The organism is Roseateles asaccharophilus (assembly GCF_004362405.1).
GTDB lineage: Bacteria > Pseudomonadota > Gammaproteobacteria > Burkholderiales > Burkholderiaceae_C > Kinneretia > Kinneretia asaccharophila.
Genome location: NZ_SNXE01000004.1, coordinates 333804 through 349926 on the forward strand (window position 1 = coordinate 333804; position 16123 = coordinate 349926).

At 66.5% G+C, this 16123-nt stretch carries 12 protein-coding genes and 1 tRNA gene; 6 read left to right on the forward strand and 7 right to left on the reverse strand.

Annotated elements, in window-relative coordinates:
* Positions 1-75: 75 nt before the first annotated feature.
* The gene (gene fabI / locus DFR39_RS11730; RefSeq protein ID WP_133603735.1) at positions 76-861 is read left to right on the forward strand and encodes an enoyl-ACP reductase FabI; all 786 of its coding nucleotides are present in this window, start codon (positions 76-78) and stop codon (positions 859-861) included.
* A gap of 81 nt (positions 862-942) precedes the next feature.
* On the opposite strand, the gene DFR39_RS11735 is transcribed toward fabI, so the two are convergent.
* On the reverse strand, positions 943-3207 hold the full coding sequence (locus DFR39_RS11735; RefSeq protein ID WP_133603736.1) for an arginine/lysine/ornithine decarboxylase: 2265 nt from the start codon (positions 3205-3207) through the stop codon (positions 943-945).
* A 153-nt stretch (positions 3208-3360) separates the two neighbouring features.
* On the opposite strand from DFR39_RS11735, the gene DFR39_RS11740 reads away from it, so the two are divergent.
* The 3 genes from DFR39_RS11740 (at position 3361) to DFR39_RS11750 (ending at position 4922) form a co-directional block, all read left to right on the forward strand.
* Positions 3361-3789: an NfeD family protein gene (locus DFR39_RS11740; protein WP_133603737.1), complete on the forward strand. Its 429-nt coding sequence runs from the start codon at positions 3361-3363 to the stop codon at positions 3787-3789.
* Between the two features lie 38 nt (positions 3790-3827).
* Entirely contained in the window at positions 3828-4739 is a 912-nt protein-coding gene (locus tag DFR39_RS11745) for an SPFH domain-containing protein (RefSeq protein ID WP_133603738.1), read from the forward strand.
* A 92-nt stretch (positions 4740-4831) separates the two neighbouring features.
* Positions 4832-4922 (forward strand) — tRNA-Ser (locus DFR39_RS11750).
* A gap of 78 nt (positions 4923-5000) precedes the next feature.
* On the opposite strand, the gene lpdA is transcribed toward DFR39_RS11750, so the two are convergent.
* The 5 genes from lpdA to DFR39_RS11775 all read right to left on the reverse strand — a co-directional run bounded on the left by lpdA (position 5001) and on the right by DFR39_RS11775 (position 11280).
* Complete coding sequence (gene lpdA / locus DFR39_RS11755; protein ID WP_133603739.1) at positions 5001-6434, reverse strand: dihydrolipoyl dehydrogenase; 1434 nt, start codon at positions 6432-6434, stop codon at positions 5001-5003.
* A 7-nt stretch (positions 6435-6441) separates the two neighbouring features.
* A complete protein-coding gene (locus tag DFR39_RS11760; protein WP_133603740.1) occupies positions 6442-7761 on the reverse strand; it encodes a dihydrolipoamide acetyltransferase family protein in 1320 nt (439 codons plus the stop codon).
* Positions 7762-7764: 3 nt separating this feature from the next.
* Positions 7765-8769 (reverse strand): alpha-ketoacid dehydrogenase subunit beta, encoded by a 1005-nt coding sequence (locus DFR39_RS11765; RefSeq protein WP_133603791.1) that lies wholly within the window; start codon positions 8767-8769, stop codon positions 7765-7767.
* 87 nt (positions 8770-8856) lie between these two features.
* Positions 8857-10092, reverse strand: a complete 1236-nt coding sequence (locus tag DFR39_RS11770; RefSeq protein WP_133603741.1) for a 3-methyl-2-oxobutanoate dehydrogenase (2-methylpropanoyl-transferring) subunit alpha — start codon at positions 10090-10092, stop codon at positions 8857-8859.
* A 234-nt stretch (positions 10093-10326) separates the two neighbouring features.
* Complete coding sequence (locus DFR39_RS11775) at positions 10327-11280, reverse strand: GGDEF domain-containing protein (protein ID WP_162849503.1); 954 nt, start codon at positions 11278-11280, stop codon at positions 10327-10329.
* A 194-nt stretch (positions 11281-11474) separates the two neighbouring features.
* On the opposite strand from DFR39_RS11775, the gene DFR39_RS11780 reads away from it, so the two are divergent.
* Complete coding sequence (locus DFR39_RS11780) at positions 11475-12236, forward strand: substrate-binding periplasmic protein (RefSeq protein ID WP_162849504.1); 762 nt, start codon at positions 11475-11477, stop codon at positions 12234-12236.
* 20 nt (positions 12237-12256) lie between these two features.
* Here DFR39_RS11780 and sbcB read toward each other — a convergent pair whose 3' ends face one another.
* Entirely contained in the window at positions 12257-13705 is a 1449-nt protein-coding gene (gene sbcB / locus DFR39_RS11785) for an exodeoxyribonuclease I (protein ID WP_133603744.1), read from the reverse strand.
* A 95-nt stretch (positions 13706-13800) separates the two neighbouring features.
* Here sbcB and DFR39_RS11790 point away from each other — a divergent pair, with 95 nt between their 5' ends.
* Positions 13801-16098 (forward strand): penicillin-binding protein 1A, encoded by a 2298-nt coding sequence (locus DFR39_RS11790; protein WP_246030803.1) that lies wholly within the window; start codon positions 13801-13803, stop codon positions 16096-16098.
* The last annotated feature ends 25 nt before the right edge of the window (positions 16099-16123 follow it).

Below are 16123 nucleotides of genomic sequence, written 5' to 3' on the forward strand. Positions count from 1 at the left end.
AGAGACTGTGCTTGCAGGACATAAAGCTCGTGCGAAAATCCGCGACCGCATTTTAACGACCAGATAGGAGCCACCATGGGTTTTCTCGCCGGCAAGCGCTTGCTGATCACGGGCGTGCTGTCCAACCGCTCGATTGCCTACGGCATTGCCCGCGCCTGCCACCGCGAGGGGGCCGAACTGGCCTTCAGCTATCAGGGCGAACGTTTCAAGGACCGCATCACGGAGTTTGCGGCCGAGTTTGGCTCCAAGCTGGTGTTTGACTGCGACGTCAGCGATGACGCGCAGATCGAGCGCCTGTTCGCCCAGCTGGGCGAAGCCTGGCCGGAGTTTGACGGTTTTGTGCACTCCATCGGCTTTGCGCCGCGCGAGGCGATTGCCGGCGACTTCCTGGAGGGCCTGACGCGCGAAAACTTCCGCATCGCCCACGATATCTCGGCCTACAGCTTCCCCGCCATGGCCAAGGCCGCGGCGCCGCGCCTGCGCGCAGGCTCCTCCCTGCTGACCCTGTCCTATCTGGGCGCCGAGCGCTATGTGCCCAACTACAACACCATGGGCCTGGCCAAGGCCTCGCTGGAAGCCAGCGTGCGCTACCTGGCCTATTCCCTGGGCGCCAAGGGTGTACGCGTGAACGGCATCTCGGCCGGCCCGATCAAGACCCTGGCCGCCTCGGGCATCAAGGACTTCGGCAAGCTGCTCAACGCCTTTGCCGCCAGCGCGCCGATCCGCCGCAATGTGACCATTGACGATGTGGGCAATACCGCCGCCTTCCTGTTCTCGGACCTGGCCGGCGGCATCAGCTCCGAAGTGATCTATGTGGATGGCGGCTTCAGCCACGTGGCCCTGGCCGACGAAGCCTCTTGAGTTCCAGGCACACAAGACAAAGGGGCCCCGCAGGGCCCCTTTTTTCATGGCGGCGCGCCCCGCGGGGCGCAGCCAACGGCCTTATTTGGTCACGCAGTCCACGAAGTAGCGGGTCTGGCCATCCTCGCCCTGCTCGGCCACCAGACCGTGCACATCGGTGGCAAAGCCCGGGAACTTGGCATTGAAGTCGCGGGTGAACTTCAGGTAGTCCACGATCTTCTTGTTGAAGCGCTCGCCCGGGATCAGCAGGGGAATGCCCGGCGGGTAAGGCGTCAGCAGCGAGGTGGTGACGCGGCCTTCGAGCTTGTCGATGGCCACACGCTCGGTCTTGCGCTGGGCGATGTGGGCATAGGCATCGCTGGGCTTCATGGCCGGCTCCAGATCCGAGAGGTAGACCTCGGTGGTCAGGCGGGCGATATCGCCCTGGGCATAGGCCTCGTGGATGCTCTGGCACAGATCGCGCAGGCCCATGCGCTCATAGCGCGGCTGGGCGGCCACGAACTCCGGCATGATGCGCCACAGCGGCGCGTTCTTGTCGTAGTCGTCCTTGAACTGCTGCAGCGCGGTCAGCAGGGTGTTCCAGCGGCCCTTGGTGATGCCGATGGTGAACATGATGAAGAAGCTGTACAGGCCCGTCTTCTCCACCACCACGCCGTGCTCGGCCAGGAACTTGGTGACGATGCTGGCCGGGATGCCGGTCTTGGCGAACTTGCCGCTCATGTCCAGGCCGGGCGTGATGATGGTGGACTTGATCGGGTCCAGCATATTGAAGCCGGCCTCGATGGAGCCGAAGCCGTGCCACTTCTCATTGGCCTTGAGCATCCAGTCGGCGGGCTTGCCCACACCCTCGGCGGCCAGCGGACGATCCGGCCCCCAGACCTTGAACCACCAGTCGGACTTGCCGTAGTCCTTTTCCACCTTGCGCATGGCGCGGCGGAAGTCCAGGGCCTCGGCCAGGCTCTCCTCCACCAGGGCGGTGCCGCCGGGCGGCTCCATCATGGCGGCGGCCACATCACAGCTCGCGATGATGCTGTACTGCGGGCTGGTCGAGGTGTGCATCAGATAGGCCTCGTTGAACAGATGCTTGTCCAGCTTCACGTTCTGGGAGTCTTGCACCAGCACCTGCGAGGCCTGGCTCAGACCGGCCAGCAGCTTGTGGGTGGACTGGGTGGCATAGACCATGGCCGTCTTGGGGCGGGGACGGTTCTTGCCCATGGCATGGTAAGAGCCATAGAAGGTGTGGAAAGCCGCATGCGGCAGCCAGGCCTCGTCAAAGTGCAGGGTGTCGATCCAGCCGTCGAGCTTGCTCTTGATGGTCTCGGTGTTGTAGAGCACGCCGTCGTAGGTCGACTGCGTCAGCGTCATGATGCGCGGCTTGATCTTCTTGACATCCACTCCCTTGAGCAGCGGGTTCTTGGCGATCTTCTTCTTGATGCTCTCCGGCGAGAACTCGCTCTCGGGGATGGGGCCGATGATGCCGTAGTGGTTGCGCGTGGGCGTCATGAAGACCGGCACCGCACCGGTCATGATGATGCTATGCAGGATGCTCTTGTGGCAGTTGCGGTCCACCACCACCACATCGCCCGGCGCCACCGTATGGTGCCAGACCATCTTGTTGGAGGTGCTGGTGCCGTTGGTGACGAAGAAGCAGTGGTCGGCATTGAAGATACGCGCGGCATTCTTCTCGGAAGCGGCCACCGGGCCGGTGTGGTCCAGCAGCTGACCCAGCTCTTCCACCGCATTGCAGACGTCGGCGCGCAGCATGTTCTCGCCGAAGAACTGGTGGAACATCTGGCCCACCGGGCTCTTCAGGAAGGCCACACCGCCGGAGTGACCCGGGCAGTGCCAGCTGTAGGAACCGTCCTGGGCATAGTCCATCAAGGCCTTGAAGAAGGGCGGCGCCAGACCGTCGAGGTAGCTCTTGGCCTCACGGATGATGTGGCGGGCCACGAACTCCGGCGTGTCCTCGAACATGTGGATGAAGCCATGCAGCTCACGCAGCACATCGTTGGGCAGGTGCTGGGAGGTGCGCGTCTCGCCATAGACGTAGATGGGAATGTCCGCGTTCTTGAAGCGGATCTCCTCGATGAACTTGCGCAGATTCAGCACGGCCGGATCCAGCTCCGGACCCGGCGTGAACTCCTCATCGTCGATGGACAGGATGAAGGCGCTGGCGCGGCTTTGCTGTTGGGCGAACTGGCTGAGATCCCCGTAGCTGGTCACCCCCAGCACCTCGAAGCCCTCTTTCTGGATGGCGTCCGCCAGGGCACGAATGCCCAAACCCGAGGTGTTCTCGGAGCGATAGTCCTCGTCGATGATGACGATGGGGAAGCGAAAGCGCAGCATGCAGGGCCTCCGGGGGCAAAAGGGACAGCAGAAAAATGAAGGCGCGAAGTGTAGGGCCAAGCGCCGGCAGCCAGCGGTTTTCTGTCCGCATCATTCTGCTTTGTCGCACAAACAGGACGGCTACACTGGGTCGACACAATAAAGGGAGGCCGCATGGAGCTCTGGAATGGTTCAACCCTCTGGTGGGTCATCGCGGGCACGCTGGTGGCGCTGGAGTTGGCTACAGGGACCTTTTACCTGCTGATGCTGGCCTTGGGTGCCGCCGCCGGCGCCCTGGCCGCCCATCTGGGTCTGGGACTTGCGGCCCAGATCAGCACCGCCGCCCTGGTGGGCGGCTTGGCCGTCCTGTTCTGGCACCGGCGCCGTGCCAGCCAGCCGCAGACGCCCAGCAGCAGCAATCCCGATGTGAACCTGGATGTGGGTCAGCAGGTGCAGGTCACGCACTGGCTGGCAGACGGTCGCACCACAGTGCGCTACCGCGGCGCCGAATGGCAGGCCCGCTTCGATGGCAGCGGCAGTCCGACACCCGGCCTGCACACCATACGCGCCGTTGAAGGCAGCTGCCTGGTGCTCGCACCCTGAGCCCCGATTGACAAGCACATTCAAGGAGGAAACCCGCCATGGAAATCGCCCTGATCCTGTTGGTGATCGCCGCCATCTTCATCGTGCGCGCCATCAAGGTCGTGCCCCAGCAGAACGCCTGGATCGTCGAGCGCCTGGGCAAGTACCACGCCACGCTCACGCCCGGCCTCAACATCCTGGTGCCCTTTGTCGACCGCCTGGCCTACAAGCACTCGCTCAAGGAGATTCCGCTGGATGTGCCCAGCCAGGTCTGCATCACCAAGGACAACACCCAGCTGACCGTTGACGGCATCCTCTACTTCCAGGTCACCGACGCGATGCGCGCCAGCTACGGCTCCAGCAACTACATCGTGGCCATCACCCAGCTGGCCCAGACCACGCTGCGCAGCGTGATCGGCCGCATGGAGCTGGACCGCACCTTTGAGGAGCGGGACATCATCAACAGCTCGGTGGTCCAGGCCCTGGACGAGGCCGCGCTCAACTGGGGCGTGAAGGTGCTGCGCTATGAGATCAAGGACCTGACACCGCCGCCGGCCATCCTGCACTCCATGCAGGCGCAGATCACGGCCGAGCGCGAAAAGCGCGCCCTGATTGCGGCCTCCGAGGGCCGGCGCCAGGAACAGATCAATATCGCCACCGGCGAGCGCGAAGCGGCCATCGCCCGCTCCGAAGGCGAGAAACAGGCCGAGATCAACAAGGCCCAGGGCGAGGCCGCCGCCATCGGCGCGGTGGCCGAAGCCACCGCCGAGGCCATCCGCAAGATCGCCGCCGCCATCGAGCAGCCCGGCGGCCAGCAGGCCGTGCAGCTCAAGGTGGCGGAGAAGGCCGTGGACGCCTACGCCCAACTGGCCCAGAAGAACAACACCATGATCGTGCCGGGCCATATGGGCGAGGTCAGCGGCCTGATCGGCACGGCCATGGCCCTGATGAAGGGCCACAAGCCGGGCTGAAGGGGTGCAGCGCGGGCTTCGCAAGCGAACCCAGAAATTTTCGATGCAACTCCTCTACCCGAACAAAAAACTGCGTTATGATGGCGGGCTTCGGAGAGGTGGATGAGCGGTTTAAGTCGCACGCCTGGAAAGCGTGTGTGGGTTAATAGCCCACCGCGGGTTCGAATCCCGCCCTCTCCGCCAAGACACTAGAAAACACGGGCCCTCTGGGCCCGTTTTTCATTTCCGGCGCGTCGTGGGTCAACGGGTAACCGTCCAAGTTCAGACATGCAGCGCCTGGCCCAAGGCCCGCAGACACGCCTCCTGCACCGCCTCGCCCAAGGTCGGGTGGGCATGGATGGTGTGGGCCACGTCCTCAAGCCGCGCGCCCATTTCCAGACTCAGGCCAAAGGCCGCCGCCAGCTCGGACACCGCCGCACCCACGGCCTGCCAGCCCAGGATCAGGTGGTTGTCCGCCCGGGCCAGCACACGCACAAAGCCCTCGGGAGACTCCAGCGAAAGCGCTCGGCCATTGGCAGCAAAGGGAAACTGCGCTTGCAAGAGCTTGAAGCCCTGCGCCGCCGCCAAGGCCTGCGCGCTGGCCGGCGTATGGCCGGCCAGCACGATCTCGGGATCGGTAAAACACACGGCCGGTATGCTGACCGGCTCGAAGCGGCGCTTCTTGCCGGCGATCAGTTCCGCCACCATCTCGCCCTGGGCCATGGCCCGGTGCGCCAGCAAAGGCTCGCCGACCAGGTCCCCGATGGCCCAGACATCCTTCATAGAGGTGCGGCAATGTGCATCCACCTTCACCGCCCGACCGGCCATGTCCAGCATCAGGCGCTCCAGCCCCCAGCCCTCAATCCGCGGGCGACGTCCCACAGCGACCAGAATCTTGTCCGCGGACAACTCGACAAGCTGGCCCTGAGGGTCGCGGACGCTGAGCGCCGTGCCATCGGCGTTCAGCCCCTCCACCCTGTGCGACAGCAGGGTCTTGATGCCCAGGCGGGCCAGGGACTGGGCCACCGGCCGCACCAGCTCGGCGTCATAGGCCGGCAGGATGCAATCTTGTGCCTCCACCACCGTGACCTGAGCCCCGAGCTTGCGCCAGGCCGTGCCCAATTCGAGGCCGATATAGCCAGCGCCCACCACCACCAGCTCGCGCGGCACTTCGGCAAAGCTCAGGGCTTCGGTGGACGAGACCACCCTGCCCTGGCCGGCGCCAAAGGGCAGAGAGGGCAAGGCCAGCTCCTGCGAACCGGCGGCCAGCAGCAGATGTGCGCATTGAATGCGTTGCGGGGCCTGATCCGAGGCAGCGGTGCGGATCTCCACCGTCTTGCCATCGACGATCTCGGCCCAGGCCTGTATGAGCTGGACCCCATGCTTCTTGAGCAAGGCAGCAACGCCTGTGGTGAGCTTGCTCACGATGCCGGCTTTCCAGGCCAGGGTGGTGGCCAGGTCCAGCGTGATCTCGCCGCTGCGTATGCCCAGCACCGAGCGCCCCTGGGCCTGTTCGGCGGCCTGGGCATAGGCATCGGCCGCATGAATCAGAGCCTTGCTGGGAATGCAGCCGATATTGAGGCAGGTTCCGCCCAACTGGGCGCCCTCGATCAAGGTGGTCTGGATGCCGAGCTGGGCCGCACGCAAAGCGGCCACATAGCCACCGGGACCGCCACCGATGATGAGCAACTGGGTTTGCGAGTAGACGGGAGGCATCTGAGACTCACTCGATGAACAGGGTCGCGGGAGTTTCCAGCAAGGCGCGCAGGCGCTGCACGAAGAGCGCTGCATCCATGCCGTCGACCACGCGGTGGTCGAAGCTGGCACTGAGGTTCATCAGCAGACGCGGAACCACACGCCCGTCACGGTCGAACATGGGCCGCTCCACCATGCGGTTCACGCCTACGATGCCGACCTCCGGATGATTGATGACGGGCGTCGTGACAATGCCGCCCAGGGCCCCCAGGCTGGTGATGGTGATGGTCGAGCCCCCGAGTTCCTCGCGGCTGGCCTTGCCCTTGCGCGCTGCATCGGCCAGGCGGGCGATCTCGCCGGCACAGGCCCAGGGGTCCAGGGTCTCGGCATGGCGGATGACGGGCACCAGCAGTCCGGCCTCGGTCTGCGTGGCCATGCCGAGATGGACCGCGCCATAGCGGGTGAGCACCTGGGCCTCATCGTCAAAGCGCGCATTGACCTGCGGAAACTCGCGCACCGCGATGACGACGGCCCGCGCCAGAAAGGGCAGCAGGGTGAGCTTAGCGCGCCGCGCGGCGTGCTCGGCGTTAAGCCGCTGGCGCAGCGCCTCCAGCTCGGTCACATCCACCTCCTCCACATAGGTGAAGTGCGGAATCTGGCGCTTGGCCTGCTGCATCTTCTGCGCGATCTTGCGACGCAGGCCAATGACAGGCACGGCCTGCTCATCCAGGCGCAGGGCGTAGCGACTGTCCACCTCGCGGCCCGCCGCGCTGGCGGCGCCGCCACTGGCGGCAAAGGCCTCGAGGTCATCCTGAGTAATGCGGCCAGCCGGCCCCGTGCCGGGCACGAACTGGAGCTCGATGCCCAGATCCCAGGCGCGTCGGCGTACGGCGGGCGAGGCGATCGGCTTCTCGTCGGCCGCACGGCGCGGCGCCACAAGCGGGCGGGCCGCCGCCGATGCCGGGCCGGCTGCCGACTTCGGGGCCGCAGCCTGCGCACTGTCCACTCGAGCTGCGGCGGTCGCAGCGATTGCAGGGGCCACCGCCGGTGCGGCCTCAGATCGCTGGACGGGGGCGGCGTCGCCGCCCGATCTCACATTGCCCGCCCCCTCCACCTCCAGGCGAATCAGCTCCGCGCCCACCGCCATCACCTGTCCTACCGTCCCGCCATGCGAGACCACGGTGCCCGCCACCGGTGATGGAATCTCCACCGTGGCCTTGTCCGTCATCACATCGGCCAGGATCTGATCCTCGGCCACCGCCTCACCGGGCTGCACGCGCCAGGCCACCAGCTCCACCTCGGCAATGCCCTCGCCGATATCGGGCATCTTGATCACATAGGCTGCCATGGCTCAGGCCTCCATCACGCGCTTGAGGGCCGCCGCGACGCGGGCGGGGCCGGGGAAGTAGGCCCACTCCTGAGCATGTGGGTAAGGCGTGTCCCAGCCCGTGACCCGCTCGATCGGCGCCTCCAGGTGATAGAAGCAATGCTCCTGGACCAGGGCTGAGAGTTCGGCGCCAAAGCCGCTGGTCCGCGTGGCCTCGTGCACGATCACGCAGCGACCGGTCTTCTTGACCGAGGCGACCACGGTGTCTAGATCCAGGGGCCAGATGCTGCGCAGATCGATGATCTCGGCATCCACGTCCGCCTCGGCCGCCGCGGCTGCACTGACCCAAACCATGGTGCCATAGGCCAGCACGGTAACCGCCGAGCCAGGCCGGAACAAGGCGGCACTGGTCAGGGGCACGGTGTAGTAGCCCTCGGGCACTTCGCCCATGGGGTGCTTGCTCCAGGGCACGACGGGCTTGTCGTGATGCCCGTCAAAAGGCCCGTTATAGAGCCGCTTGGGCTCCAGAAAAATCACCGGGTCGTCATTCTCGATGGCCGCAATCAGCAGGCCCTTGGCGTCATAGGGATTGCTGGGCATGACGGTGCGCAGGCCGCAGACATGGGTGAAGATGGCTTCGGGGCTCTGGCTGTGCGTCTGCCCACCATAGATGCCGCCGCCACAGGGCATGCGTATGGTCAGGGGCGCGGTGAAGTCACCCGCCGAGCGGTAGCGCAGGCGCGCAGCCTCGCTGACGATCTGATCGATGGCCGGGTACACATAGTCGGCGAACTGGATCTCCACCACCGGCCGCAGGCCGTAGGCACCCATGCCAACCGCGGCCCCCACGATGCCGCTCTCGGAAATGGGCGCATCGAATACCCGCGATTTGCCGTACTTGGCCTGCAGGCCCTCGGTGCAGCGGAACACGCCGCCGAAGTAGCCCACATCCTCACCAAAGACCACCACATTCGGGTCCCGCTCCATCATCACATCCATGGCCGAGCGCAGAGCCTGGATCATGGTCATGGGCTTGCTGGCCCCCTGGGCAGGTGCCTCGACGGTCGGGGCCAGCTTGTCCTGCCGGACGGCTTCATTCATGGCAACTCCCCCGTTTCAGTAACCCAGTTGTTGGCGCTGCTGGCGCAGATGCTCGGGCATGTCCTTGTAGACGCCCTCGAACATGCTGGCCACGCTGGGAATATGGCCGTCCAGCAGGGAGCCATAGCGCTCGGCCTCGCGCTGCGCGGCGATCACCTCGGCCTCCAGGGCCTTGAGCGTGGCCTCGTGCTCCTCGTCGCTCCAATGACCCAGCAGGCTCAGGTGTCGGCGCAGGCGCTCGATGGGATCGCCCAGCGGGAAGCGCTCCCAGTCGTCGCCAGGCCGGTACTTGCTCGGGTCGTCCGAGGTCGAGTGCGCCCCGGCCCGATAGGTGACCCATTCGATCAGGGTCGGCCCCAGGCCGCGTCGGGCGCGCTCGGCCGCCCACAGCGAAGCGGCATGAACGGCCAGAAAGTCATTGCCATCCACACGCAGGGAGGCAATGCCTGACCCCACACCGCGCGCCGCGAAAGTGGTGTGCTCGCCACCCGCAATCGCCTGGAAGGTCGAGATGGCCCACTGGTTGTTCACCACATTGAGGATGACGGGTGCCCGGTAGACATGGGCGAAGGTCAGTGCCGTCGCAAAGTCCGACTCGGCCGTGGAGCCATCACCAATCCAGGCCGAGGCAATCTTGGTGTCGCCCTTGATCGCACTGGCCATGGCCCAACCCACGGCCTGGATGTACTGGGTGGCCAGATTGCCCGAAATGCTGAAGAAGCCGGCCCGCTTGTAGGAGTACATCACCGGCAACTGGCGTCCCTGGATGGGATCCTTCTCGTTGCTCAGCAGCTGGCAGATCATCTCGACCATGGAGACATCGTCACGGCTGAGCAGCAGCCCCTGCTGGCGATAGGTCGGGAAGTTCATATCCCCCTGCTGCAAGGCCATGCCATGGGCCACGGCAATGGCTTCCTCGCCCAGAGCCTGCATGTAGAAGCTCAGCTTCTTCTGACGTTGCGCGATCAACATGCGGGCATCGAAGACCCGCACCTTCATCATGGCCTTGAGCCCGCGTCGCATGAAGTCGGGCGCCAGCTGCGGATCCCAGGGGCCTTTGGCGCTGCCGTCCTCATCCAGCACACGCACCAGCTGATAGGCAAGATCCTGGGTGTCGACGGGCAGCACATCCACATCAGGCCGCCGTGTCGCACCGGCCGGGGAGATATGCAGATAGGAAAAATCGGTGGCGCAACCCGGACGCCCGCTGGGCTCGGGAATATGCAGGCGCAAGGGGGGGTACTTGCTCATAGGGGCACAGCTCCTGGCGTCCCGGGTAGGGCGCACGCAATCGACGGCACTCGCGCGCAACCGGCTGCGGATAAGCGCCGGTCACGCACCCCTGGGCACAAGCCGGGCTCGGGTTGGAATCCGGCTTCGGCCCATGGCTCAGCGTAACCGAGTCCCTTGCAGCGCCAAGAGTGTTTGCCCCAAGCCCCCACCGGGCGCCGATGCGCCGAGGACGCTCAAAACCCCTTGCGGCCCTCAGGCCGAGAAGGCCTCAGGCACATCGGTCGGCACAAAGACTCGCACGCTGTCGCCACCCGCCGCCTTGGCCTCGGCGCAGGCCAGCGTGGCGGCGGCCAGCACCGAGTCCACGGTTTCCAGGCTGGGCTGTAGCTGCACCACACCCAGGCAGGCCCTGACCCGGGTGCGATGCAGGCCCCAGCGCAGACGGAAGGCGGCAATGGCGGAACGGATCTTCTCGGCCACGATGGCGGCATAGTGCTGGTCGCAATCGGGTAGGAGCACGGCAAAGCAGTCCTTCTCGATACGCGCCACCAGATCCGAGGCCCGAACCTTGGACAGCATCACCTGCCCCAGCGCACACAGGAAGTGATCGGCGACGTCGGGGCCCATGCCCTGAATCACATCGGTGAATCGATCTACATCCAGCCAGAGCACGGAAACCGGCTCGTGCCGACGACTGCCCACATGCTCGGACAGGCGCCGCTCGAACTCGCGGCGATTGGCCAGCTCGGTCAGCGGATCGTGCTTGGCCGTCCAGGTGGGCTGCATGCGCTGCTGCCGGGCGGCCGTCACATCATGAACAATCCACATAGCCTCGCCCGCCGGCGCCTCCCAATGGACCGGCGATGCCTGCAGGCGCCCCCAGAAACGGCTGCCATCGCGGCGCACGTACTCCACCTCTTCGTCCAGCGGGCGGCCCGCCGCGAAGGCGGCGCCCAGCCGCTCCTGCAAGCTCTGATAGGCGGCATCCGAAACATGGACGCTGCGGCAAGCCTGCCCGCCGAGATCGGTGTCGTCGCCATGCCCGAACAGATGGTTGAACTGTTCGCTGACCAGCTCAAAGCGAGCCCCTTGCGTAAAACCCACGGCCAGGGGCGAACGCACCATCAGGGCACGCAGGCGCGCGGCGATCACATCGTGGGACTCGGTGGCTTCACTCGCGGTGGTAGCCGGGGGCTGGGTTTGCATCCGCATCTCCTTGGGCTGGCAGCAGCACTATTGCAGGTGTAGCGCGTTTGCGGGCTGCCGAAAACCCCGAAAACAGGTCTTCACCGCATTTATTTGTTTCACGGTCTTGAGCCGACACATGGCGGCCGCGCCGCTGCCTACAATGCCCCGGCATCCATTCCTGGACCGCGATGACCCAAGCACCGCCTGGCGGCTTGCCCGATCTATTGCATCCCAATCGCCGCAGCCTGGTGATGGGCTTGGCGGCATTGCCCTGGGCCGCCAGCGCGAGCAAGCCCGACAAGCTGCGCCTGGTCGCCACCGAATTCCCGCCCTACACATCGGCGAGCCTCGAGGGAGGCGGCATTGCCGCGCAAGTCACGCGGGCGGCCCTGCAGCGCCTGGGCTGGGAGATGGAGCTGTCCTCCCGCCCCTGGGTTCGTGCTCTGGCGGAACTGCAGCAAGCCAGCTGGGATGGCGTCGTGGGCCTGTGGCACAACAAGGAGCGTGAACGCTACTTGGCCTACACGCGCCCCCTGGGCATCAGCAATCGCATCGGTTTCATGGCCCGTGCGGGCACGGCGATCCAGGTTCATGATCTGTCCCGCTTGCAAGGGCTCACCATCGGCACCGTGCGGGACTACGTGAACCCGCCAGTCTTCGAGCGCGCTCGCCTGCGCCGTGACGAGGCCGTGGACGATCTGGGCAATCTACGCAAGCTGCTGGCCGGGCGCATCGACCTGGCCTTGGTGGACAAGGGGGTGGCCATGCATCTGCTGCAGACCCGGCTGCGTGATGCCGCTGCGGCGCTGGTCTGGCTCGAACCCGCCCTGGCCGAGCTGCCCCTGCATACGGCCCTGGTGCGCCAACACCCGCAGCACAGCCAGCGCCTCGCCGATCTCAACCGCAGCCTGCAGGAACTGCACAGCAGCGGCGCCTTGGCCCAGCTGCTGCAGCGCCACGCGCACCTGCTGTAGCCGCAAGCCGCGCGTGGCGTTCAGCGTTCCGGCGCAATCTGCTCCGCGTACTCGTACAGCGCACCCAGGATGTCCTGGCCGCGCTCGTCGTCCTCGGCCAGGTTCTCGCTGAGGGCGTCGATGCGCTCGAAGAAGGCACTCAGGGTCTGGGCACCGCCCTCCCCGTCCAGCAAGCGCGCGGCGCGGTGGGCCTGCCAGCGCTCGCGCTCCTGGGCATTCAGGGTCTCGGGGTGGTTGCGGGCGCGCCAGCGGAACACCAGCTCGTCCAGACGGGCATCGGCAAAGGCCAGACGGCCCTGGGCCGCACGCTGGCCCAGTTGCTCGGGCGGCAGCTCGCGCACGCGCTGCAGGGCGCGGCGGTCGTCGTTGCTCAGGAAGCCGCCGTAGAGATCCTCGTCCACATCCAGGGACGGCAGGGGCTCGCGCTGGAAGACCTCGGCCCAGAGCCCGGCCAGGGCGGCGCCGCGCTCGGCCAGGGTCTGGGCGTGGGCCAGGCCCTGGGCCATGTCCAGCCCCCAGCGCTCGGCCATGGCCGGCGAGAGGGTCTTGAGGTTGCCGATCACCACCGGCGACTTGTTGATGTGGATGGTCTTGATGGGCAGGCGGCTCACGCCCTCGGGCAGGGCATCCTGCTTGCTGAACATGCGCAGGCGGATGCTGGCCGCATCCAGGCCGAAGAGCTCCTGCGGATCCACCGACAGGTCCCAGACGATCAGCTCGTTCTTGTTGGTCGGATGCGGAGCCAGGGGCCAGACCAGGGCGATGCAGCCGCGCTCCGGGCCATACATGCCCGAGACATGCAAAAAGGGCTTGCCCATGCCGATCTCGGCCTGCACGGCTTCCTTCTTGCGCAGCTTCAGGCAGAACTCGAAGAGCTTGGGCTGCTTCTCGCGCAGCAGCCGGGCCAGGGCGATGGTGGCGCGCACGTCCGAGAGCGCATCGTGCGCCGCCTCGTGGCTCAGGCCATTGGCCGCGGTCAGGTGCTCCAGCTTGAAGCTGGGGCGGCCGTTCTCGTGGCGGGGCCAGTGGATGCCCTCGGGGCGCAGGGCGTAGGCGCAGCGCACCACATCCAGCAGATCCCAGCGGCCGCAGCCGTTCTGCCACTCGCGGGCATAGGGGTCGATCAGATTGCGCCAGAAGAGGTGGCGGGTCACCTCGTCGTCGAAGCGGATGGTGTTGTAACCCAGGCCCACCGTGCCGGGCAGGGACAGGGCCTGCTCGATGGCCGCGGCGAACTCGTGCTCGGGCAGGCCCTGGGCCAGACAGGTCTGGGGCAGGATGCCGGTGAGCAGGCAGGACTCGGGGTCCGGCAGATAGTCATCGGCCGGGCGGCAGTAGATCATCAGGGGCTCGCCGATCTCATTGAGCTCGGCATCGGTGCGCAGGCCGGCAAACTGGGCCGGGCGGTCGCGGCGCGGCACGCGGCCAAAGGTCTCGTAGTCGTGCCAAAAGAAGGAAAACTCTTGCATGGCGGCACGATAACCGATAGCCGGGGGTGCGCAGTGGCCCTGTCAGCCGCCCTGGTCATAATGGCCGCTTCGCCATTGCCCCTGCGACGCTGCTCTTGAACCTCTTTTCCCGCCTGCTGGCCCTGGTGCCCGAGCACCGCCGCGGCATGGTGCGCCGCCTGCTGATCATCGCCGGCGCCGGCTTCGCCGGCCTGGTGCTGCTGCTGGCCACGGCCGCGGTGCTGATCTACCCCACCCTGCCCGACCTCTCCGAGCTGACGGACTACCGGCCCAAGCAACCGCTGCGCGTCTACACGGCCGATGGCGTGCAGATCGGCGAATTCGGCGCCGAGCGCCGCCGCTACCTGCCCCTGGACCAGATCCCCAAGAGCATGCAGGACGCCCTGCTGGCCATCGAGGACACGCAGTTCTACGAGCACGGCGGCCTGTCCTACACCGGCATTGCACGCGCCGCCCTGAGCAATCTCTTCAGCGCGCGCAGCCAGGGCGCCTCCACCATCACCCAGCAGCTGGCGCGCGACTTCTACCTCACCAAGAAAAAGCTCTACAGCCGCAAGTTCATCGAGATGCTGCTCACGCTCAAGATGGAGCGCACCCTGAGCAAGCAGCAGATCCTCGAGATCTATATGAACCAGATCTATCTGGGTCAGAGGGCCTATGGCTTCGAGGCCGCCGCGCGCGTGTACTTCGGCAAGAGCCTGCAGGCGCTCAGCATCGCCGAGACGGCCATGCTGGCCGGCTTGCCCCAGAACCCCATCTATGCCAACCCGGCCAACAACCCCACGCGGGCAGCAAGGCGGCAGCGCGTGGTGCTGCAGCGCATGCACGAGGTGGGCCTGATCGACGCGGCCCAGCTGGAGGCGGCCAAGGCCGAGAAGCTACACATCCGCAGCGCCCAAGACCCGCGCCTGCACGCCGAGTTCGTGGCCGAGATGGTGCGCCAGCAGATCCACGCCCAGTATGGCGACGAGGCCTACACCCTGGGACTGCAGGTCTTCACCACCTTGGAGTCGGGCGAACAGGCCGCGGCCTACCGCGGCCTGCGCCGCAGCCTGATGGAGCATGAGCGCCGCAAGCCCTACCGCGGGCCCGAAGGCCGGATCACCCTGCCCGCCCATGAGCTTGACCGCGATGCAGCCATCGCCAAGGCCTTGTCCGAGCACCCGGACAATGACGATCTGCGCGCTGCCGTGGTCACCGAGGCCTCGCCCACCAAGGTGCTGGCCAGCCTGCAGAGTGGCGAGGACATCAGCATCAGCGGCGAGGGCCTGCGCGCCGCCGCCAGCGCCCTGAGCCCCAAGGCCAAGGCCGAGCTGCGCCTGGCGCCGGGCGCCATCATCCGGGTGCTGCGTGGCGTGCCCAGCAAGACCGATCCCAAGGGGGCCTGGGTCATCACCCAGCTGCCCGAGGCCGAGGGCGCCCTGGTGGCCCTGGAGCCCGGCAGCGGCCGGGTGCGCGCCCTGGTGGGCGGCTTCGACTTCGCCAAGAACCAGTTCAACCACGCCACCCAGGCCTGGCGCCAGCCGGGCTCCAGCTTCAAGCCCTTTGTCTACTCGGCGGCGCTGGAACAGGGCATCACCCCGGCCACCGTGGTGGAAGACGCGCCCATCGTGATCGGCGACTGGGCGCCCAAGAACTCGGACGGGCAGTTCGATGGCCCCATGAGCGTGCGCCAGGCTCTGGCCAAGTCCAAGAACATGGTCACCATCCGCGTGCTGCAGCAGCTGGGCCCGGGCACCGTGCGCGACTGGGCGGCCCGCTTCGGCCTGGATGCCGAGAAGCAGCCCGACAACCTGACCCTGACCCTGGGTGCGGGCGCCGTCACGCCCATGCAGATGGCCAGCGCCTATGCGGTGTTTGCCAATGGCGGCCACCTGCTCAAGGCCAGCCTCATCGCCAAGGTGGTGGACGCGAAAGGCCAGCTGCTTTACGAGGCCACGACCGAGAGTCCCAACGAAGAAAACCGCGTGATCTCCTCCCGCAATGCCTTTGTGACCAGCAGCCTGCTTCAGGAAGTCACGCGCAGCGGAACGGCCGCACGTGCCAGCGCGGCCCTGCGCCGCGGCGATATCTACGGCAAGACCGGCACCACCAATGACGCGGTAGACGCCTGGTTTGCAGGTTTTCACCCCACCCTGGTGGCCGTGGTCTGGATGGGCTATGACCAGCCGCGCAGTCTGGGCGAGCGCGAGTCCGGCGGCGGCCTGGCCCTGCCCGCTTGGGTGGAGCTGATGGCCGAGGCGCTCAAGGGCGTGCCGGTGCGCGAGCTGCCACCGACCGACGGCGTGGTGCCGCAAGCCGGTGACTGGGTCTTCGAAGAGTACGCCGGCGAGGCGGGCATCCCAATGCTGAGCCCGCCCGCCCAGCCCGGCGCAGCGGCCAGCTCGCCCTGAGCTTGCCGGAGCACGTCGAGCCGCA